The sequence below is a fragment of the Streptomyces sp. 15-116A genome (assembly GCF_025290915.1).
Classification (GTDB): Bacteria; Actinomycetota; Actinomycetes; order Streptomycetales; family Streptomycetaceae; genus Streptomyces.
In genome coordinates this window covers 14,987-35,122 of sequence record NZ_JAOCQE010000043.1, presented here as the reverse complement: position 1 = coordinate 35,122, position 20,136 = coordinate 14,987, and the positions used below count along the sequence as shown (strand labels likewise).

The 20,136-nt window shown below is 69.5% G+C and carries 14 protein-coding genes; 8 read left to right on the top strand and 6 right to left on the bottom strand.

All coding sequences use genetic code 11. The annotated features are described in order from the left end of the window. Nucleotides 1-219 precede the first annotated feature (219 nt). A complete protein-coding gene (locus N4P33_RS10930; protein WP_260826152.1) occupies nt 220-1,722 on the bottom strand; it encodes a cryptochrome/photolyase family protein in 1,503 nt (500 codons plus the stop codon). Nucleotides 1,723-1,736: 14 nt separating this feature from the next. After that, a complete protein-coding gene (locus tag N4P33_RS10925) occupies nt 1,737-3,323 on the bottom strand; it encodes an SDR family oxidoreductase (protein ID WP_260826151.1) in 1,587 nt (528 codons plus the stop codon). A 249-nt stretch (nt 3,324-3,572) separates the two neighbouring features. Here N4P33_RS10925 and N4P33_RS10920 point away from each other — a divergent pair, with 249 nt between their 5' ends. Together N4P33_RS10920 and N4P33_RS10915 are read left to right on the top strand one after the other, a co-directional pair. Further along, nucleotides 3,573-4,175: a DUF4383 domain-containing protein gene (locus N4P33_RS10920; RefSeq protein ID WP_260826150.1), complete on the top strand. Its 603-nt coding sequence runs from the start codon at nt 3,573-3,575 to the stop codon at nt 4,173-4,175. A gap of 5 nt (nt 4,176-4,180) precedes the next feature. Then, entirely contained in the window at nt 4,181-4,375 is a 195-nt protein-coding gene (locus N4P33_RS10915) for a hypothetical protein (protein WP_260826149.1), read from the top strand. Nucleotides 4,376-4,571: 196 nt separating this feature from the next. Here the strand turns inward: N4P33_RS10915 and N4P33_RS10910 are convergent, their stop codons facing one another. The 3 genes from N4P33_RS10910 to N4P33_RS10900 all read right to left on the bottom strand — a co-directional run bounded on the left by N4P33_RS10910 (nt 4,572) and on the right by N4P33_RS10900 (nt 7,130). Beyond that, a complete protein-coding gene (locus N4P33_RS10910; protein ID WP_260826148.1) occupies nt 4,572-6,101 on the bottom strand; it encodes a UDP-N-acetylglucosamine 1-carboxyvinyltransferase in 1,530 nt (509 codons plus the stop codon). Between the two features lie 79 nt (nt 6,102-6,180). After that, nucleotides 6,181-6,384: a DUF4236 domain-containing protein gene (locus N4P33_RS10905; protein WP_260826147.1), complete on the bottom strand. Its 204-nt coding sequence runs from the start codon at nt 6,382-6,384 to the stop codon at nt 6,181-6,183. A gap of 65 nt (nt 6,385-6,449) precedes the next feature. Further along, entirely contained in the window at nt 6,450-7,130 is a 681-nt protein-coding gene (locus tag N4P33_RS10900; RefSeq protein ID WP_260826146.1) for a DUF1707 domain-containing protein, read from the bottom strand. Nucleotides 7,131-7,451: 321 nt separating this feature from the next. Between N4P33_RS10900 and acnA the strand changes: the two genes are divergently transcribed. From acnA to N4P33_RS10885, 3 genes are all read left to right on the top strand, one after another. Further along, nucleotides 7,452-10,169: an aconitate hydratase AcnA gene (gene acnA / locus N4P33_RS10895; protein WP_313904498.1), complete on the top strand. Its 2,718-nt coding sequence runs from the start codon at nt 7,452-7,454 to the stop codon at nt 10,167-10,169. 99 nt (nt 10,170-10,268) lie between these two features. Continuing rightward, nucleotides 10,269-10,715: a hypothetical protein gene (locus N4P33_RS10890; protein ID WP_260826144.1), complete on the top strand. Its 447-nt coding sequence runs from the start codon at nt 10,269-10,271 to the stop codon at nt 10,713-10,715. 11 nt (nt 10,716-10,726) lie between these two features. Beyond that, nucleotides 10,727-12,220 (top strand): caspase, EACC1-associated type, encoded by a 1,494-nt coding sequence (locus N4P33_RS10885; RefSeq protein WP_260826143.1) that lies wholly within the window; start codon nt 10,727-10,729, stop codon nt 12,218-12,220. A gap of 86 nt (nt 12,221-12,306) precedes the next feature. Here N4P33_RS10885 and N4P33_RS10880 read toward each other — a convergent pair whose 3' ends face one another. Beyond that, on the bottom strand, nt 12,307-16,122 hold the full coding sequence (locus tag N4P33_RS10880) for a GH92 family glycosyl hydrolase (protein ID WP_260826142.1): 3,816 nt from the start codon (nt 16,120-16,122) through the stop codon (nt 12,307-12,309). A 662-nt stretch (nt 16,123-16,784) separates the two neighbouring features. On the opposite strand from N4P33_RS10880, the gene ngcE reads away from it, so the two are divergent. The 3 genes from ngcE to N4P33_RS10865 are packed head-to-tail and all read left to right on the top strand — an operon-like array spanning nt 16,785 to nt 20,102. Continuing rightward, entirely contained in the window at nt 16,785-18,128 is a 1,344-nt protein-coding gene (gene ngcE / locus N4P33_RS10875; RefSeq protein WP_313904499.1) for an N-acetylglucosamine/diacetylchitobiose ABC transporter substrate-binding protein, read from the top strand. Nucleotides 18,129-18,135: 7 nt separating this feature from the next. Then, complete coding sequence (locus N4P33_RS10870) at nt 18,136-19,197, top strand: carbohydrate ABC transporter permease (RefSeq protein ID WP_260826140.1); 1,062 nt, start codon at nt 18,136-18,138, stop codon at nt 19,195-19,197. Next, nucleotides 19,194-20,102 carry a carbohydrate ABC transporter permease gene (locus N4P33_RS10865; protein WP_260826139.1) on the top strand — a complete coding sequence of 303 codons (909 nt, stop codon included), beginning with the start codon at nt 19,194-19,196 and terminating at the stop codon, nt 20,100-20,102. The genes N4P33_RS10870 and N4P33_RS10865 overlap by 4 nt, the downstream gene beginning before the upstream one ends. Nucleotides 20,103-20,136 lie beyond the last annotated feature (34 nt).

The window sequence follows — 20,136 nt, the reverse complement described above, 5'->3', positions numbered from 1 at the left end:
GGCACCGCCCCGCCGCTGCCCGCGGGCGGCGACCCACGGCACGTGGCGGCGGCTGTCGCGGACGCGCTGGAGACGGACGCCGAGCTGCTGCGCACGGACCCGGACGGAACCCCCGTCGTCGAACGGCGGGCCAGGTGACGTCACCTCAGCCGCCCACCGGTGCCGGGTCGGCCGCCCACCGGTGCCGGGCTCAAGGCGCGGTGCACCCCGCGAGCGCGCTCAGGGCGGTGCGTCACCCCGCGCGCGTTCCTGTTCCCGTACGTCCGCGAGGTCGGCGAGGCGGTCGAGCTGCCGCACCGGCTGGGCGATGCGGTGATTGCCGGCCAGCCGTTCCCGGTGCCGGTCGAGGAACGCCCAGTAGCCGGCCGTGTAGGGGCACGCGTGCTCCCCGGTCCGGTCGCCCGGCCGGTAGGCGCAGGGGCCGCACAGGTCGCTCATGCGGTTGATGTAGGCGCCGCCCGAGGTGTAGGGCTTGGTCGTCATGCGTCCCCCGTCGGCGTACTGGGACATGCCGACGACATTGGGGAGCATGACCCAGTCGTAGCCGTCGACGAAGCAGCGGTGGAACCAGTCCGTGACGGCGGCGGGGTCCCAGCCCCGCTGGAGTGCGTGACTGCCGAGGATCATCAGCCGGGGGATGTGGTGCGTCCACCCCGTGTCGCGCACCTGGGCCAGGACCGTGCGCAGGCAGTTGGCCCGGACGGCGTCCGCGTCCAGGTCGTTCCACCAGTCGGGCAGCGGGGCCGTGTGCCGCAGCGCGTTGGAGCGGCGGTAGTCCTCGCCGAAGTACCAGTACAGCTGCCACACGTACTCGCGCCAGCCGGCGATCTGCCGGACGAAGCCCTCCACGCTGTTCAGCGGCGCCCCGCCCGCACGCCACTCCCGCTCCGCCTGCGCGACGCATTCGGCGGGGTCGAGCAGGCCGAGGTTGAGCGAGGAGGAGAGCAGGCTGTGGCTCATGACCGGGTCGGCGGCCAGCATCGCGTCCTCGTACGGTCCGAACGTGGCGAGCCGGTGCTCGACGAAGCGTCGCAGGGCCCGACGCGCCTCCGCGCGGGTCGCGGGGAACAGGCGGGGCCCGTCCCGCCCGGCGAAGGAGACGTCGCCGTCGCGCTCCCAGCGGTCGAGGTCGTGGCGGACCTCGTCGTCGATGCCGTCCTCGCGCGGCCGGTACGGACGGGCGATGCCGAGGGAGGTGGTGTCGCGGGGCGGCGGCTCCCGGTTGTCGTGGTCCAGGTTCCACCGGTCACCCGCCGGCCGGCCGCCGTCCATGAGGAGGCCGTGCTCGCGACGCACCCAGTGGTAGAAGTCCTCCAGCCGAAGCCGCCGCTTCCCGCCGTGGCCGTCCGCCCACGCGGCGAAGCCGGCCATCGGCACGAGGAACCCGCGCGCGGGACGCACCGTCACCTGTCCGAGCGACCGCACCAGGCGGAGCGCCGCGTGTGAGGTCGGGTGGTGGACACCGACCGGACGCCCGCGCGTCGCTCGGTCGAGGCCCTCCCGGTAGGTCTCGGCGCGTACGTACGTGACGCGGTCGCCGAGTTCGGCCGCGCGGTGGCGCATGGCGGACAGGACGAGATGGGCCTTGGCCCGGTGGAACCGGCGCCGCCGGAACACGGAGCGGGCCTCGATCATGAGCAGGGGTGTGTCGGGTCCGGGCTCCCCGTCCTCGTCCGGGGTGAGGAAGTGGGGGCCGAGCTGGTCGCCGAAGAGCCAGTGCACGAGGGGGCGCCTCCTCAGTCGCGGCCGCGGTCGCTGTCGCGGGCGCGGCGACGCCGGAGGCGCCGTGTGCGCCGGGGCCGCTGGTGATGCGTGCGGGCGGTCATGCCCTTGGCGGCGGCCTGGGTGATGTTGCGGGCCATGCCGCCGAAGACGACGGCGTGGAAGGGGGAGACGGACCACCAGTAGGCGTGGCCCAGGAGCCCGCGCGGATGGAACAGGGCGCGCTGCCGGTACCGGGTACGGCCCCCGGCGTCCGTCTCGACGTACATCTCCAGCCACGCCAGTCCCGGCAGCCGCATCTCCGCGCGCAGCCGCAGGAGCCGTTCCGGTTCGATCTCCTCGACCCGCCAGAAGTCCAGCGAGTCACCGACGCGCAGCCGCTCGGCGTCCCGGCGCCCGCGGCGCAGGCCGACCCCGCCGACGAACCGGTCCAGCCAGCCCCGTACGGCCCAGGCCAGCGGGAAGGAGTACCAGCCGTTGTCGCCGCCGATTCCCTCCACCACCTTCCACAGCGCCTGCGGGGAGGCGTCGACCGGCAGTTCCCGCTCGTCCTGGTAGAGGCTGCCGCCCGCCCAGTCGGGGTCGGTGGGGAGGGGGTCGCTGGGGGCGCCGGGAACGGAGGCGGACGACCAGCGGGTGGCCACCTGGGCTTCCCGGACCCTCCGCAGGGCCAGGGCCAGGGCTTCGTCGAACGGCAGGGGCCGCCCCGGAGGATCGGGAACGTACCGGGCGATGTCGTGCTCCCGGCACACCACCTCATGCCGCAGCGACTCCGTCAGGGGCCGCGCGATCGAGGCAGGGACCGGTGTCACCAGGCCGACCCAGTGGCTGGACAACCGTGGAGTGAGCACGGGGACCGGCACGATGACCCGCCGTCGCAGCCCCGCGACGGCGGCGTAGCGGCGCATCATCTCGCGGTAGGTGAGCACGTCCGGCCCGCCGACGTCGAAGGCCCGGTTCACGTCGGCCGGCATGGTGGCGGACCCGGCCAGGTAGCGCAGCACGTCGCGGACCCCGATGGGCTGCGTCCGGGTGCGCACCCAACTGGGTGTCACCATGACGGGCAGCCGCTCGGTCAGATAGCGCAGCATCTCGAACGACGCCGACCCCGAACCGATCACCACCGCCGCCCGCAGTACGGTGGCGGGCACGTCGGAGTCGAGGAAGATCCGGCCCACCTCCGCGCGTGAACGCAGATGCGGGGAGAGCGACCGCTCGGGGACGCCACTCGGGGTGAGACCACCCAGGTAGACGATCCTGCGGACGCCCGCCTCGTGTGCCGCGCGGGCGAACACGCGTGCCGCCCTGCGGTCGGTGTCCTCGAAGTCCGCACCGGATCCGAGGGCGTGCACCAGGTAGTAGGCGACGTCGACACCGCGCATCGCCTCGGCGACCGAACGCGGGTCGGTGACGTCCCCCTGCACGCTCTCCGCGTCCGCCGCCCAGGGCTGGTCCCGCAGCTTGGCGGGGGAGCGGACCAGACACCGCACCCGGTGACCGGCCTCCAGCAGCTCGGGCACCAGGCGCCCGCCGATGTACCCGGACGCGCCGGTCACCAGACAGTGCAGCCGCTCCGCGTCGCGCCCTCCGCTCGTCGCCACGGCCTTCCCCTTCCGGCTCGTCCCACGGCACCCGGTCCTACCGACCGATCATGCGGCTCACGGCGCCACCGCGCCCGTCGCGGCGAGGCGGCCGGGCGAGCGGCCGGTCGTCCTCGAGCACTTCAGGCCGCACGCCTACGGCGGATGCACGACCAGCGCACGGCCGACCGCTCAACCCGACTGTCGACCCCACTGCGGGCATATCGGCACGTATGCATCCAAAGCGGTCACGGGACTCGAAACATCACCATGAAGCTCAGAGACGAACTGCCCCTGGATCACCATCTGGCCACCGTCTACCGCTACGGCGCAGGCCTCTGCGGCGTCATCCTGCTGGTCTTCGCGGGACTCGGGTTCGCCGACGCACTGAGCCCCTTCGACACGGCCGGGAACACGATCGCCGGCATGACCACCAACGTCGCCCTCAGCGTCATCTCCACCGTCGTCGGCCTGGCACTGCTCGCCGGAGCGGTGATCGGCGGCAACTTCGCCTCCGTCCTCAACATGACGGTCGGTGCGCTCTTCGTCCTGAGCGGCTTCGCGCACATCTTCGTGCTGGACCGTCCCGCGAACATCCTCGACTTCGGCATGACCAACGTGATCTTCAGCTTCGTCATGGGGCTGATCATCGCCACGTTCGGGATGTACGGCCGGGTGTCCAGCAAGCTCTCCCACGACAACCCCTACTGGCAGCGCCGGCACCCCGAGCAGGCGGCACGCGAACGCGAGGCGCGCACCGCCCTGCCGGCCGCGGAGCGGCTACGACGCCCCCTTCCCGCCGGACCGAGTGCCGAGGCCGCCGGTGAACCGCGAGCGCCGATGCGGCGCCCGCCGACGAGAGGAATGCGGTGAGCGGCATGACCGAACCACTTCACCGGCCCACCGAGACCCCTCCGGTGGAGGGCTCGACAGCGGAGGCGCACGAGGAACGTCCGGACGGTGGCGTGTGGGAACACCCCTACGTCTGGCTCGGCCTGGTCGTGGCCGGAATCGTGATCACCGCGGCGTTCTTCCTGCTCCGTTCCCTCGACCTGCTGACACCGCTGTCGTGAGGGACGGGCCGCCCAGGTCGGCCGGTCAGGCCGCCGTCGGCGACGAAACCCGTACGACAAGGATCCGCACGGTCTCCGAGAGGGCCGCCGAACCCGGCCTCCCTCACCCTCATCGTCCACAGGCCGAACCATGCCGCCGCACCCCGTCCCGGCCCGCTCACCAGCAGGTCGGACAGGGTGCGGCGGCATCAGTGCGTTAAATGTCCCGGAATGTCTCGATCTGTGCCCCGATCGAGTTCAGCCGCTCCGCCAGGTCCTCGTAACCCCGGTTGATGACATACACGTTGCGGAGCACCGACGTGCCCTCCGCCGCCATCATCGCCAGCAGCACGACCACCGCGGGGCGCAGCGCCGGCGGGCACATCATCTCGGCCGCGCGCCAGCGCGTGGGGCCCTCGACCAGGACGCGGTGCGGGTCCAGCAACTGCAGGCGCCCGCCGAGCCTGTTGAGGTCGGTGAGGTAGATCGCGCGGTTGTCGTAGACCCAGTCGTGGATGAGGGTCTTGCCCTGCGCCACCGCCGCGATCGCCGCGAAGAACGGGACGTTGTCGATGTTCAGGCCCGGGAAGGGCATGGGGTGGATCTTGTCGATCGGCGCTTCGAGCTTGGAGGGGCGCACCGTCAGGTCCACCAGGCGGGTACGGCCGTTGTCGGCGAAGTACTCCGGCGTGCGGTCGTGGTCGAGGCCCATCTCCTCCAGGACCGCCAGCTCGATCTCCAGGAACTCGATCGGCACCCGGCGCACCGTCAGCTCCGACTCGGTCACGACGGCCGCGGCCACCAGGCTCATCGCCTCGACCGGGTCCTCGGACGGGGAGTAGTCGACGTCGACGTCGATGTCCGGGACACCGTGCACGGTGAGCGTCGTCGTGCCGATGCCGTCGACCTTCACCCCCAGCGCCTCCAGGAAGAAGCACAGGTCCTGGACCATGTAGTTGGAGGAGGCGTTGCGGATGACGGTGATGCCGTCGTGCCGGGCCGCGGCCAGGAGCGCGTTCTCGGTGACCGTGTCCCCGCGCTCGGTCAGCACGATCGGGCGGTCGGGGCTGACGGCGCGGTCCACCATCGCGTGGTACTGGCCCTCGGTGGCGGCGATGTCGAGGCCGAAGCGGCGCAGCGCGATCATGTGCGGCTCGACGGTGCGGGTGCCGAGGTCGCAGCCGCCGGCGTACGGCAGCTTGAAGCGGTCCATGCGGTGCAGCAGCGGGCCGAGGAACATGATGATGGAGCGGGTGCGGCGGGCGGCGTCCGCGTCGATGGCGTCGAGGTCGAGTTCGGCCGGCGGCACGATCTCCAGGTCGACGCCGTCGTTGATCCACCGGGCGCGGACGCCGATGGAGCCCAGCACCTCCAAGAGGCGGTACACCTCCTCGATGCGGGCGACGCGGCGCAGCACGGTGCGCCCGCTGTTGAGCAGCGAGGCGCACAGCAGTGCCACGCACGCGTTCTTGCTCGTCTTGACGTCGATGGCACCGGAGAGCCGGCGGCCGCCCACCACGCGCAGATGCATCGGCCCCGCGTAGCCCAGGGACACGATCTCGCTGTCCAGGGCCTCGCCGATACGGGCGATCATCTCAAGGCTGATGTTCTGGTTGCCGCGTTCGATGCGGTTGACGGCGCTCTGGCTGGTGGCGAGCGCTTCCGCGAGCTGCGCTTGCGTCCAGCCCCGGTGTTGCCGGGCGTCGCGGATGAGCTTGCCGATGCGTACGAGGTAGTCGTCTGCCATGGGGTTGAGGCTATCTCAGATATGAGATGGCACCTCTTGGGGGGTCCATTCGGGTGACATGACGTCAAGGGTGCCCGATTCAGCCCCTGGTGCTACGACTGCTCCGTGTGCGCCGCCAGCCGAAAGGTCCCGGCAAATCCATCGATGTCGTACGACGTCCGGTGCTGCTCCGGGTGTACCGGGGACCGTTCTTGCTGCCCGTGGTGATGGACCAGGAGCGCTTGTTGATGTTCAGCCGCACCCCCGGAAGGATGCGGAAGCTCTTGCGGAAGGTGAGCGGCATCCCTGCCTCCCCTCAACGTCGGGAACCTGACCGTGTCTCAGTGCGCTTACCCCGGATGTCCGGGGTCATGGGGAGAGGGACGGCCGGGAGGGAGGGAACACGGGCCGGCGCAGCAGCCACTGCCCGAACGTCCGGCGCGGGGGCCGCACCACCACCTTGCCGTGGACCTTCTGGCCGGTCAGTTCCACGCGCAGCGTGGTCGGTGTGTCCGTGGATGTCCGCGCGCGGCGGTGCCTGAACTTGCAGTGGACCAAGGCCAGGCCGTCGGTGTCGACCTCGATGCCCGGCCTCGTGATCAGCGTCAGGCTCTTCCCGGCCATGCCCACGTCGATCCGCAGGGTGTCCTGTGTGATCACGGCCTCCGTGAGGTCGAGCGTCACGTCACACCAGGCCACCGCGAGCTCCAGCCGTCGCGGCAGCACCCAGCGGCCCGTCCGCTTGACCGCGCCGCTGAACGCCCCCTCGATCCGGACGACCTCCTTGACCTCCGCACCCGCTGTCCCGGCACCGGGAGCAGCGGTCGACACGGCCGGCAGATCGGCGGTGAGCACGGCCAGTTCGCCCAGTGTCCGCGCCGACAGGGCGGCCTCCAGGCGTTCGTCCAGTTCGTCCGCGGTCAGCAGTCCGTCCCCCGCCGCGATGCGCAGCACGTCCACCACCCGGTCCCGGTCGGCATGGGACGCCCGCAGCTCGGGCGACGGGGTGGGCCCGGAGGGTTCCTTGGCGGCCGGTGTCTCTCCTGACATGCGTCCGTCCTGCTCCTGTCGAACGTCTCCGCGCGACGCGGGTATGCGGCGGCGCGATGGGAAGACCAACGCTATATCGCGATACCGCGTCCAGTCAGCGCTCCGCGGCAACCTGGCGGGAGAGATCACACGCCGGGCCCGGGCATGACCATTCGGCGCCCGTGTACTAGAGTTATCTCGACATCGAGATATCTGCCGAGGCGCACCGTGGTCGCCACTCCAGTTAGGCATACCTAACTTAGCCTGACCTCACCGGAACGGCCAAGCCGGTGTGGCGGCACGATTGACGGTGGTACGCGCACATCAATGAAGGAGACTGTCGTGTCGGCGAACAGCTTCGACGCCCGCAGCACGCTGCAGGTGGGCGACGAGTCGTACGAGATCTTCCGGCTGGACAAGGTCGAGGGCTCCGCGCGCCTTCCCTACAGCCTGAAGGTGCTGCTGGAGAACCTCCTCCGCACCGAGGACGGCGCGAACATCACCGCCGACCACATCCGCGCGCTCGGCTCCTGGGACTCCCAGGCCCAGCCGTCGCAGGAGATCCAGTTCACGCCGGCCCGCGTGATCATGCAGGACTTCACCGGCGTGCCCTGCGTCGTGGACCTCGCCACCATGCGCGAGGCCGTCAAGGAGCTCGGCGGCGACCCGGCGAAGATCAACCCGCTGGCCCCGGCCGAGCTGGTCATCGACCACTCCGTCATCGCCGACAAGTTCGGCACCAACGACGCCTTCAAGGTGAACGTCGACCTGGAGTACGGCCGCAACAAGGAGCGCTACCAGTTCCTGCGCTGGGGCCAGACCGCCTTCGACGAGTTCAAGGTCGTCCCGCCCGGCACCGGCATCGTCCACCAGGTGAACATCGAGCACCTGGCCCGTGTCGTCATGGTCCGCGACGGCAAGGCGTACCCCGACACCCTGGTCGGCACCGACTCGCACACCACCATGGTCAACGGCCTCGGCGTCCTCGGCTGGGGCGTCGGCGGCATCGAGGCCGAGGCCGCCATGCTCGGCCAGCCGGTCTCCATGCTGATCCCGCGCGTCGTCGGCTTCAAGCTCACCGGCGAGCTCCAGCCCGGCACCACCGCCACCGACCTGGTGCTCACCATCACCGAGATGCTGCGCAAGCACGGCGTGGTCGGCAAGTTCGTCGAGTTCTACGGCGAGGGCGTGGCCGCCACCTCCCTGGCCAACCGCGCCACCATCGGCAACATGTCGCCGGAGTTCGGCTCCACCGCCGCGATCTTCCCGATCGACGACGAGACCATCAACTACATGCGGCTCACCGGCCGCAGCGAGCAGCAGCTCGCGCTGGTCGAGGCGTACGCCAAGGAGCAGGGCCTCTGGCTGGACCCGAAGGCCGAGCCGGACTTCTCCGAGAAGCTCGAGCTGGACCTGTCCACGGTCGTCCCGTCCATCGCCGGCCCGAAGCGCCCGCAGGACCGCATCGTCCTCGCGAACGCCGCCGAGCAGTTCAAGCAGGACGTCCGCAATTACGTCAACGACGAGTACGAGGCCAGCAAGGAGTCCTTCCCGAGCTCCGACGCCCCGTCCTCGATCCCGAACGGCGCCCCGTCCAACCCGGTCCGCGTGACCGCCCCCGACGGCACCTCCTACGAGCTGGACCACGGTGCGGTGACGGTCGCGGCCATCACCTCCTGCACCAACACCTCCAACCCGTACGTCATGGTGGCCGCCGCCCTGGTCGCCAAGAAGGCCGTCGAGAAGGGCCTGACCCGCAAGCCGTGGGTCAAGACCACCCTCGCCCCGGGCTCCAAGGTCGTCACCGACTACTTCGACAAGGCGGGCCTGACCCCGTACCTCGACAAGGTCGGCTTCAACCTCGTCGGCTACGGCTGCACCACCTGCATCGGCAACTCCGGCCCGCTGCCGGAGGAGGTCTCCAAGGCGGTCAACGACCACGACCTCGCCGTCACCTCGGTGCTCTCCGGCAACCGCAACTTCGAGGGCCGGATCAACCCCGACGTCAAGATGAACTACCTGGCGTCCCCGCCGCTGGTCGTCGCGTACGCCATCGCGGGCTCCATGAAGGTGGACATCACGCGCGACGCCCTGGGCACCGACCAGGACGGCAACCCGGTCTACCTGAAGGACATCTGGCCCTCCGAGGCCGAGGTCAACGACGTCGTGGCGAACGCCATCGGCGAGGACATGTTCGCCAAGTCCTACTCCGACGTCTTCGCCGGCGACGCCCAGTGGCAGGCGCTGCCGATCCCGACCGGCAACACCTTCGAGTGGGACCCGGAGTCGACCTACGTCCGCAAGCCCCCGTACTTCGAGGGCATGCAGATGGACCCGGCCCCGGTCGAGGACATCTCCGGCGCCCGCGTGCTGGCCAAGCTGGGCGACTCGGTCACCACCGACCACATCTCCCCGGCCGGTGCGATCAAGGCCGACACCCCGGCCGGCAAGTACCTCACGGAGCACGGCGTCGAGCGCCGCGACTTCAACAGCTACGGCTCGCGCCGCGGCAACCACGAGGTCATGATCCGCGGCACGTTCGCCAACATCCGCCTGCGCAACCAGATCGCGCCGGGCACCGAGGGCGGCTACACGCGTGACTTCACGCAGGACGGCGGCCCCGTCTCCTTCATCTACGACGCCTCGCAGAACTACCAGGCCGCCGGCATCCCGCTGGTCGTCCTGGCCGGCAAGGAGTACGGCTCCGGCTCGTCCCGCGACTGGGCCGCCAAGGGTACCGCGCTGCTCGGCGTCAAGGCCGTCATCGCCGAGTCCTACGAGCGCATCCACCGCTCGAACCTCATCGGCATGGGCGTCCTGCCGCTGCAGTTCCCCGAGGGCCAGAACGCCGAGTCCCTCGGCCTGACCGGCGAGGAGACCTTCTCCATCTCCGGTGTCACCGAGCTGAACAACGGCACCACGCCGCGCACGGTGAAGGTCACCACCGACACCGGTGTCGAGTTCGACGCGGTCGTCCGCATCGACACCCCCGGTGAGGCGGACTACTACCGCAACGGCGGCATCATGCAGTACGTGCTGCGCAGCCTGATCCGCAAGTAAGCGGCAGCACACGGCAGTTGAGGGCCGCACCTCCCTTCCCGGAGGTGCGGCCCTCGCCGCGTTCCCCGTTGTACGCTGGATCAACACCAGGTGACGGGGGTGGCAGTGAGCCGCGGTACGCAGCACATGCAGCTCGTCCTGACCGGGCGTCAGGACAGTGACCAGGAAGAACTCGACGAGCTGACCCGCGGGTTGCGGGACCGCCTGCTCGAACTCGACGTGGACGACGTCCAGTTGCACCGGGCCGGTGAGATCCCCGAGGGAGCCAAGCCGGTGGACGCGCTCACCGTCGGCGCGCTCGCGGTGACCATGGCGCCGATCGCGCTGCGCTCGGTGCTGAGCCTGATCCAGACCTGGATCGAGAACCGCCCGGTGCGCACGGTCAGCATCGCCCTGGGCGAGAACAGCCTGGAGCTCCAGGCCGTGTCCACCGCCGACCAGCAGCGGCTCATCGAGGCGTTCGTCACGGCCCACGAGGCCGCCACCGCGGGTGACCCCGACGGCGATGCCACCGGCACCGGGTCCGGCGGCGGACAGGGCGACTGAGGACGGCCGGCGTGTCCGGGGGCCGCTTCGCCCTGCTCATCGCGACGGGCCGCTACGAGAACCCGGCGCTGCGGCAGCTCCGTTCACCCGTCCGGGACGCCGAAGGGCTCGCCGAGGTGCTGCGCGATCCCGGGATCGGCGGCTTCGAGGTGAGTACGGTGGTCGACCGCCGGCACCATGAAGTGGCCCGCGCCATCGAGCACTTCTTCCTCGACCGCGGCCGGGACGACCTGCTCCTGCTGCACCTGTCCAGCCACGGTGTGAAGAACGACGACGGCGAACTGTACTTCGCCGCCGCCGACACCGACCGCCGCCTGCTCGCCTCCACCGCCGTCTCCGCCGAGTTCCTGCGCACCCGGATGAGCCGCTGCCGGGCCCGCTCCATCGTCCTGCTCCTGGACTGCTGCTACAGCGGCGCCTTCCTGCCCGGGGCCAAGGGCGACACCGACGTCCACCTCAAGGACGAACTGGCCGGATCCGGCCGGGTGGTGCTCACCGCCACCAACCGCACCGAGTACGCCTGGGAGGGCGAGCGCCTCGACGCCCTCGACCCCGAGCCGTCCCGGTTCACCGGCGCCGTCATCAAGGGCCTGCGCTCGGGAGAGGCGGACGGCAACGGCGACGGCCTGATCAGCGCGCAGGATTTGTACGAGTACGTCTACGACGAACTGCGGGCGGCCCAGGTACGCCAACGCCCGCTGATGTGGGCGGAGGTGGAGCGCCAGGTCGTCATCGCCCGGTCGGTCGCGACCGCCCCGCGCCGGCCCGTCATCCCGGCGCAGCCCGAGGCAGAAGCGCAATCCCCGCGCGGGAACCCGGAATCTCCGGCGCCCCGGCTTCCGCTGAACCGCACGGTGAACCTCACCAACGAACTGAGCGGCTTGACGTGCATGGCAGATGCCCAGAGCCGGGTGCAGTTCGGCTCCGTGCTGGGAGAGCAGCTGGGCCGCCGGATCGACCTGCGAGGCCTGCGGCTGCGGGAGGACGTGGTGGTGATGGTGCGGACTGTACTGAACACCCCAGGTGGAGAGCGCGTGCTGGAGGCGGTCATCGAAATCTTCGAGGGCGCGGGGGCCGCCGATCGCGTACGGCACCTGCTCGACGGCGGCGGCGCCGCCCCGTCCCGTGACCGCACGACGACCGACCGGTCCCCCCGCCGCCCGAGGCCACCGTTCGACGAAGTGCGCGCGAACGCCCACAGCTTGGCGGAGGACAGCGACTACTGGGGCGCGACAGAGTTGTTGCGGCGCCTCACCGACGCGCTGACCCATGTGCCGTCCATGGAGGACCCCCAGGGCCGCATACTCGTGGCGTCCCTCCTCGGGGAGCAGCTGGGCCGCCCCGTCGACCTGAGGGGGGTGCGGCTCCGGGAGGACGCGGTCGCCCTCGTGCGTGCCGCGCTCAACGCTCCGGACGGGGAGCGGGTGCTGATCGACGTCATCCGCGTCGTCGACGGCGAGGCCATGGCCGCCGACGTCGAACGGAGCATCCAGCCCGTCCGCTGACCCCCCTGCCCCGCGACCGGGCCCGCACGCGAAGAGGCGGGTCCGGGGCCAGAGGGCCCGAACCCGCCTCACACCGGATCGGATCGTCAGCCCAGCAACTCCACCTCCGTCAGCGCCGCCTCACCGCTCAGCACCAGCCGGTAGTGGCGGTACGCCCCCGCCTCCGCGATCGAGAAGGCCCGTGTCTGCCGCTCCCACCGGAACGCGTCCCCGGACCGCTCGTCCAGGTCCTTCCACGTCGTCCCGTCGGCCGACCCCTGGAGCACCCACCCCGTGGGCGCCTTCGCCGGGTCCGAGGAGGTCAGCGTGTACTGCACCGCCTTCGTCTCCCCGGTGACCGGCAGGTCGACGGTCGTCACCGTGGCGCCGGTCTCCGAGGTGTCGTCGAACAGGGGACCCTCGCCCTTGATCACGTCCTTGCGCGGGCTCGGCACCTTGTCGTCCTGGGTGATCGACACCGGCGCCGCGTCCTTGCCCGTGCCCCACGACGACGGGCGCGGTCCCATGTCGAACTCCAGGACACCGCCCTTCGCGATCAGCGCGTGGGGGAGCGAAGTGGCGTTCCAGCGCTTGCCGTTGACCTTCAGGCCCTGCACGTACACGTTCGCCGCGCTGTTCCTCGGCGCCTTCACCACCAGTTCGCGCCCGTTCTCCAGGTGCACGGTCGCCTTCTTGAACAGCGGGGAGCCGATGGCGTACTCGCCGCTGCCCATCACCAGCGGGTAGAAGCCGAGCGCGGAGAACAGATACCAGGCCGACTGCTCGCCGTTGTCCTCGTCGCCGTGGTAGCCCTGCCCGATCTCGCTGCCGGTGTAGAGCCGGGACAGCACCTCGCGCACGTTCTTCTGCGTCTTCCAGGGCTGCCCGGCCGCGTCATACATGTACAGGGCGTGGTGGGCGACCTGGTTGGAGTGCCCGTACATGCCCATCCGCACGTCCCGCGCCTCGGTCATCTCGTGGATGACACCGCCGTAGGAGCCGACGAAGTCCGCGGAGGCCGTCTCCGGAGTGGAGAGGTACTCGTCGAGCTTGTCACCGAGGCCGCCCCGCCCGCCGTACAGGTTGGCCAGGCCCCGGCTGTCCTGCGGGGCGGTGAAGGCGTAGCCCCAGCCGTTGGTCTCGGTGTAGTCGTACCCCCACACGCGCGGGTCGTACTTCTCGGACTCGACCCGCCAGTCGCCCTTCGCGTCCTTGCCCTGGAAGAAGCCGGCCTTCGCGTCGAAGAGGTTGACGTAGTCCTGCGCGCGGTCGAGGAAGTACGCGGACTCCTCCTGGTAGCGCTTCTTGCCGGTCTTCTTGAAGAGCGCCTCGCCCATCTTCGCGATGCCGTAGTCGTTGAGGTAGCCCTCCAGCGCCCACGACAGGCCCTCGTGCGTCTCGGTGGAGGTGTAGCCGAGGAACGGCGAGGTGGCCATGCCCTTGCGGCCCACACCGGAGGACGGCGGCACCACGGTGGCGTTCTTCACGGCCGCGTCGTACGCCGCCTCCGCGTCGAAGTCGACGCCCTTGACGTACGCGTCCGCGAACGCCACGTCCGAGGAGGTGCCGGTCATCAGGTCCGCGTAGCCGGGGGAGGACCAGCGGGAGGTCCAGCCGCCGTCCTTGTAGTGCTGCACGAAACCGTCGACCAGCTCACCGGCCTTGGACGGGGTGAGGAAGGAGTACGCGGGCCAGGTGGTCCGGTAGGTGTCCCAGAAGCCGTTGTTGACGTACACCTTGCCGTCCACGATCTTCGCGCCTGTGTGCGTCGGGGTGTCCGGCTGCGGCATCTTCGAGAACGGCGAGGCGTACTTGTACCGGCCGTCCACCTTCTCGAAGCCCGAGTTCGGGTAGAGGTACAGCCGGTAGAGGCTGGAGTAGAGCGTGGTCAGCTGGTCCGGCGTGGCGCCCTCGACCTCGACCTTGCTGAGCAGCTTGTCCCATTGCCGCTGGGCGCTCTGCTTGACCGACTCGAAGGACCGGCTCGCGGGCAGCTCCTGGCGCAGGTTGTCCTTCGCCTGGTCGACGCTGATCAGCGAGGTGGCCAGCCGCAGCGTCACCGTGCGGTCGGCGCCCGCGTCGAAGCGCAGATGGCCCTTGACGCCGCTCGCCGAGCCGCCGGTGACCTTCTTGTCGAACTCGCCGTACACGAACAGCCGGGTCGCGCCCGTCGACAGACCGGACTTCACGTCCGAGTAGCCGCTGACGATCCCGTTCTCCTGGTCGAGCGTCAGGCCCGCCTGGTCGGTGACGTTGTCGAACAGCACGCTCGCGTCGTCGCCGGGGTAGGTGAAGCGCAGCGCCGCCGCGTGGTCGGTGGGCGCCATCTCGGCCTTCAGGCCGTTCTCGAAGCGCACCCCGTAGTAGTACGGCCGGGCGGTCTCGTTCTCGTGCCGGAAGGCCAGCTCGCGGGCCTCACGGCCGAGGTCCGGGGTGCCGGACGCGGCCGAGGGCATCACCTGGAAGGTCTGGCGGTCACCCATCCAGGGGCTCGGCTCGTGACTCGCGCTGAACGCCTGGATCGTCGGCAGGTTGTCCGCGTTGTTGCCGCGCGCGTAGTCGTACAGCCAGCTCAGCGAACCGGCGTTGGTCACCGGCGTCCAGAAGTTGAAGCCGTGCGGCACGGCGGTCGCCGGGAAGTTGTTGCCGCGCGAGAAACCGCCGCTGGAGTTGGTGCCCCGGGTGGTGATCGCGTAGTCCGACAGATGGGCCTTCGGCCGCTCGGGCGCGACCGGCTTCAGCGTCACGTCGTCCAGCCAGCCGCGGAACTTCGCCGGGCCCTCGGGGGAGTCGTACGCCACCAGGATCCGGTCGACGGTCTTGCCGCGGGCCACCGAGCCGATCCGGGAGACCACGTTGTTCCACTGGTTGACGTAGAGCACCTTCGCCGCGCCCTGCCCGCGCGGGGTGAGCGGGAAGCCGTGCTGGTCGGTCGCCCGCAGGTCGCTCAGATACGTGCCGTCGGTGAAGGCGAGGTCCACGGAGACGTTGGTGGCGTCGTAGTCGAGGTCGCCGTCGGCCATCGACGGGAAGATCCGGTACGACAGCCGGGTGTCCCGCTCGACCTTCACGTCGACGTCGAAGACCTTGTTGTACGAGTAGGCCCGGCCGTCGGCGGTGTGCCGGCCGGCGTAACGCAGGGCACGCTTTCCGGTGAATCCGGCGCCCGCCTTGGCCGTCGGCGATCCGCTCGGGCCGCGGTCGACCAGCGAGAGCATGTCCGGCGGCACCGGCCCGTCCTCGCCGCCCGTGGAGAACTGCACGTCGGCGAGCTGGAGGATGCCGCCGCCACCGTTCTTGGAGACTTCCAGCCGGAAGTGCCGGTACTCGGCGACGGCGGAGGCGTCGAGGTCGTAGACCTTCGTCTGGAACCGCTCGGCGAAGGTCTCACCCGTCCGGGTGTCGAGGGTCGTCCACTCCTTGCCGTCCGCCGAGCCCTTCAGCGTCCAGTCCTGAGGGTCGCGTTCGGCGTGGTCGTTGGCCGAGGTGAGGGCGTACCGGGTCACCTTGACCGGTTCGTCCAGGTCGAACTCGGCCCAGCCGGTGGGCTCGAACGTCAGCCACTTGGTGCTGGGCTCGCCGTCGACGAGGTTCTCCTTCACCTCCCCGCCGCCGGGGTTCTCGCCGCTCGCCCGCACATCGGTGACCCGGTCGGTCACATTGCCCGGAATGCCGCTGCTGTACCCGCCGTCGACCCCCGAGGCGCGCTTGCCGCCGCCGGGTGCGGTCTCGACGGTGTTCACCCAGTCCGGGGCCGGGTCGCCCGACTCGAAGGACGAGGCGAAGGCGCGGTCCGTCTTCGCCGGGGCCCCGGGGAGGGCCACGGTGGCGCCCTGGGAGCCCACCGCCAAAGCGAAGGCGGTCGCCGCGACGACCGCCGTACTCCATCTGTGCCGGCCTCTGTGCCGAACTCCCTGCAGCATGCGCGAGCACCCTCCCTGCGCCGGGACAACGTTGTCAACATCACTGCGCAAGGAACAGTAGTGGGTCAAGTGGCCCATGGTGTCAAGGTGTTGAATGCGGCATTCGGGCTCGGAGTCCTGGATATTTCCGCCGAGAAGCGTGCTGGTCGCACATATTTCCGGGAGGTCTCAACTCGGAAAAGACCCAAGGGGAACCTTGCATTCGATCTTGCTCCGTTGGCGGGAAGTGGACTATACCTGTCGGCACTCCGGGGCATCTTCACAGCACCCGATCATCATCGACGTATCACCGAGAACGTCCAGCATCACCGCACTTCCTGCACGACCCAGCTTGACCCGAACGCGGTGCCGGGGAGGATCCGGTTCACCGCCTGAGTCCTGGAGAAGGCGAGGACTTGAGCATGGGATCCACCACCGGCGTAGGCCATCGCGATCCGATCAGGCGGAGCGCGACCGCCGCTCCGGCCCCGGCGACTGTTGTGCCGGCATCGCTCAGCTGATCATCGGCGCCGCACCGCGGCTCCGAGACGACGGCGACAACGCCCCCCACACGCAGCACACCCGTACAGATCCAATCGATCAGTGAGGATGCAGAGATGACCATTCGTGCCGGCTCTCTTGACAGGCGGACGCTCCTGCGCGGGGCCATCGCCACCGCGGCGATGGGCTCGTTCGCGGTCGCGTGTGGCTCTCCCTCCAGCAACGGCAACGAAGGCGACGGCGGCCCGAAGGGCGAGAAGAGCGCCAAGAACCCGTTCGGTGTCGCCGAGAACTCCAAGGTCGAGGCGGCCATCTTCGACGGCGGCTACGGCACCGACTACGTCGACTACACCAACCAGGTGCTCGGCAGCCAGATCAAGGGCCTCAAGGTCGAGGTCAAGCCGGTCGTCGACATCGCCCCCGAGCTCCAGCCCCGCTTCGTCGGCGGCAACCCGCCGGACCTCATCGACAACTCCGGTGAGGACCAGATCGGCTTCCTCGGCATCCTCGACCAGCTGGAGGAGCTCGACGACCTCTTCGAGGCCAGCACCTACGAGGGCAAGAAGATCGCCGACATCGTCTACCCCGGTGTCAAGGCCCCCGGCACGTTCAAGGACAAGTTCGTCGCGCTCAACTACGTGATGACCGTGTACGGCGTCTGGTACTCGAAGACGCTCTTCGAGGAGAACGACTGGACCCCGCCGAAGACCTGGGACGAGGCGCTCGACCTCGGCCAGAAGGCGAAGAAGAAGGGCAAGTACCTCTTCGTCCACGGCAAGGAGGCGGCGACCTACTACCGCACGCTCCTGATCGACTCGGCGATCAAGGAGGGCGGTGACGAGGTCCGGCTCGCCCTGGAGAACCTGGAGAAGGGCTGCTGGTCGCACCCGGCCATCCAGGGCGTCATCAAGGTCATGGAGACCATGGTGAAGCAGAAGATGTTCGTCCCCGGCGGCTCCGGCACCCAGTTCCAGAAGGCGCAGGCGATCTGGAGCAACGACCAGAAGGCGCTGCTCTACCCGTCCGGTGGCTGGATCGAGAACGAGATGAAGAAGGCCACCAAGGCGGACTTCCAGATGACCGGCTTCCCGTCGATGACGCTCACCGACAAGCCGCAGCTGCCCTACGAGTCGCTCCGCGCGGCCGCCGGCGAGCCGTTCATCGTGCCCAAGCAGGGCAAGAACCCGGCCGGCGGCAAGGAGGTGCTGCGGGCGATGCTGTCGGAGAAGGCGGCCGCCAACTTCTCCAGGACGAAGCTGGCCCCGACGATCGTCAAGGGCACCGTGCCCGCCGACGGTTACGGGTCGACGGCCCTCGTCTCGCAGACGAAGATGCTGGAGGCCGCGGGCACCAACATCTTCAACTACATGTTCGTCGAGACCTACGGGATGAACACCGACCAGCTGGTGCCGTTCAACTCGTTCCTCGCCGGTGACCTCGACGGCAAGGGGCTGACCTCGGCCCTGCAGAAGATCTCCGACAAGGTCCGGGAAGACGACTCCGTCGACAAGGTCAAGGTCAGCTAGCACCGCGATGAAAGACACGATCCCCACTGCCGAGACCGCGAGCCGCCGGCCCGAGCCGGCCGCTCGCGGCGGGCGGCCACGGCGCCGCAAGCTCACGTTCGACCGGGTGACGTTCTTCCTCGCGTTCCTCGGTGTCCCGCTGGCCATCTTCGTGATCTTCGTCCTGATCCCGTTCGGCCAGGCGATCTTCTGGGGGATGACCGACTGGCGCGGCTTCAGCCCGGACTACAACTTCGTCGGCCTCGACAACTTCACGAAGATGCTCGAGGACGACATCTTCATGAAGGCGTTGCGCAACGTCGCACTCCTCGCGGCCTTCGTGCCGCTGGTGACGCTGACACTCGCCCTCGGGGTCGCCGTGGCCGTCACCCTGGGCGGGCCGAGCAAGGGCCCCGTCCGGGGGATCCGGGGAGCGTCGTTCTACCGGATCATCTCGTTCTTCCCCTACGTCGTGCCGGCGATCATCGTCGGTCTGATCTGGGCGCAGATGTACGACCCGAACGCCGGCCTGCTCAACGGCGTCCTCACCGGCCTCGGCCTCGACCAGTTCGACACGTTCGCGTGGCTGGGCGAGAAGGCGACCGCGATGCCGGCCGTGATGTTCGTCTTCGTCTGGGGGCTCGTCGGGTTCTACGCGGTGCTCTTCATCGCCGCGATCAAGGGCGTTCCCGCCGAGCTGTACGAGGCGGCGAGGATCGACGGGGCTGGCCGGCTGCGCACCACGGTCTCGATCACCCTGCCGGCGATCCGGGACAGCGTGCAGACGGCGTACATCTACCTGGGCATCGCCGCCCTCGACGCGTTCGTCTACGTCCAGGCGATGGTGCCGAACGGCGGCCCGGACAACTCGACCCTGACGATCAGCCAGCGTCTGTTCAACGTCGCTTTCGCCAAGCAGCAGTTCGGCTACGCCACCGCGATGGGCGTCGTCCTCGCCGTCGTCACCCTGGTGTTCGCGGCGCTGGTGTTCCTCGTCAACCGCCTCACGGGCGGCGGCGAGGGCGAGAGCAAGAGGAAAGCACCTGGGTTGAAGGCTCGGCGTGCCGCAGCCGAGGGAGGTGCCCGGTGAGCGTCATTGCCGCCGACCGGAAGCAGGTCAGTGACGGGAAACCGGCGAACGACCGGAAGCTGACGCGCGTCACCGCGACCAGCGACCGTACCTTCGCGACGATCTCGCACGCGCTGCTGATCGTGTGGTCCGTGATCGTGATCGTGCCCATGCTGTGGGTGCTGATGTCGTCGTTCAAATCGACCGGCGAGATTCTCTCGTCGCCGTTCTCGCTGCCGGACAAGTGGCGGATCGAGAACTACGCGAACGCGTGGACCGACGCGAGCATCGGGAAGTACTTCCTGAATTCCGTGATCGTCGTGGTGTCGGCACTGTTCCTGGTGATGCTGCTCGGCGCGATGTGCGCCTACATTCTCGCCCGGTTCGAGTTCCCCGGCCGCCGGCTGATCTACTACCTGATGCTCGCCGGCCTGACGTTCCCGGTCTTCCTGGCGATCGTTCCGCTCTTCTTCCAGTTGCAGAACTTCGGGCTGCTGAACACGCGTCCCGGACTGATCCTCACCTATGTCGCGTTCGCGCTGCCGTTCACGGTGTTCTTCCTCTATTCGTTCTTCCGGTCGCTGCCGCACGACGTGTACGAGGCCGCGCTGATCGACGGCGCCGGGGACTGGCGGGCGTTCTTCCAGGTGATGCTGCCCATGGCCCGTCCGGGCATGGCGGCGGTGGCGATCTTCAACTTCCTGGGCCTGTGGAACCAGTTCCTGCTGCCGGTGGCGCTCAACACCGACCAGGACATGTGGGTCCTCACCCAGGGCATGGCCGCCTACGCGTCCTCGCAGGTCTACGACATCGACTACGGCGCGCTGTTCGCGGCGATCGTGGTCACGGTCGTGCCCGTACTGATCGTGTACTGCGTCTTCCAGCGGCGGATCGCCGGTTCGGTGTCGCAGGGCACCTTCCGCTGACGCCCACCGCCGCGCGTCCCGTCACGCTGCGGAA

Coding starts and splice junctions, on each gene's coding strand:
- N4P33_RS10920 (WP_260826150.1), top strand. CDS start 3,573: ATGAAGCTCAGAGACGAACTGCCCCTGGATCACCATCTGGCCACCGTC.
- N4P33_RS10915 (WP_260826149.1), top strand. CDS start 4,181: ATGACCGAACCACTTCACCGGCCCACCGAGACCCCTCCGGTGGAGGGC.
- N4P33_RS10910 (WP_260826148.1), bottom strand. CDS start 6,101: ATGGCAGACGACTACCTCGTACGCATCGGCAAGCTCATCCGCGACGCC.
- N4P33_RS10905 (WP_260826147.1), bottom strand. CDS start 6,384: ATGCCGCTCACCTTCCGCAAGAGCTTCCGCATCCTTCCGGGGGTGCGG.
- N4P33_RS10900 (WP_260826146.1), bottom strand. CDS start 7,130: ATGTCAGGAGAGACACCGGCCGCCAAGGAACCCTCCGGGCCCACCCCG.
- N4P33_RS10880 (WP_260826142.1), bottom strand. CDS start 16,122: ATGCTGCAGGGAGTTCGGCACAGAGGCCGGCACAGATGGAGTACGGCG.
- ngcE (WP_313904499.1), top strand. CDS start 16,785: ATGGGCTCGTTCGCGGTCGCGTGTGGCTCTCCCTCCAGCAACGGCAAC.
- N4P33_RS10870 (WP_260826140.1), top strand. CDS start 18,136: ATGAAAGACACGATCCCCACTGCCGAGACCGCGAGCCGCCGGCCCGAG.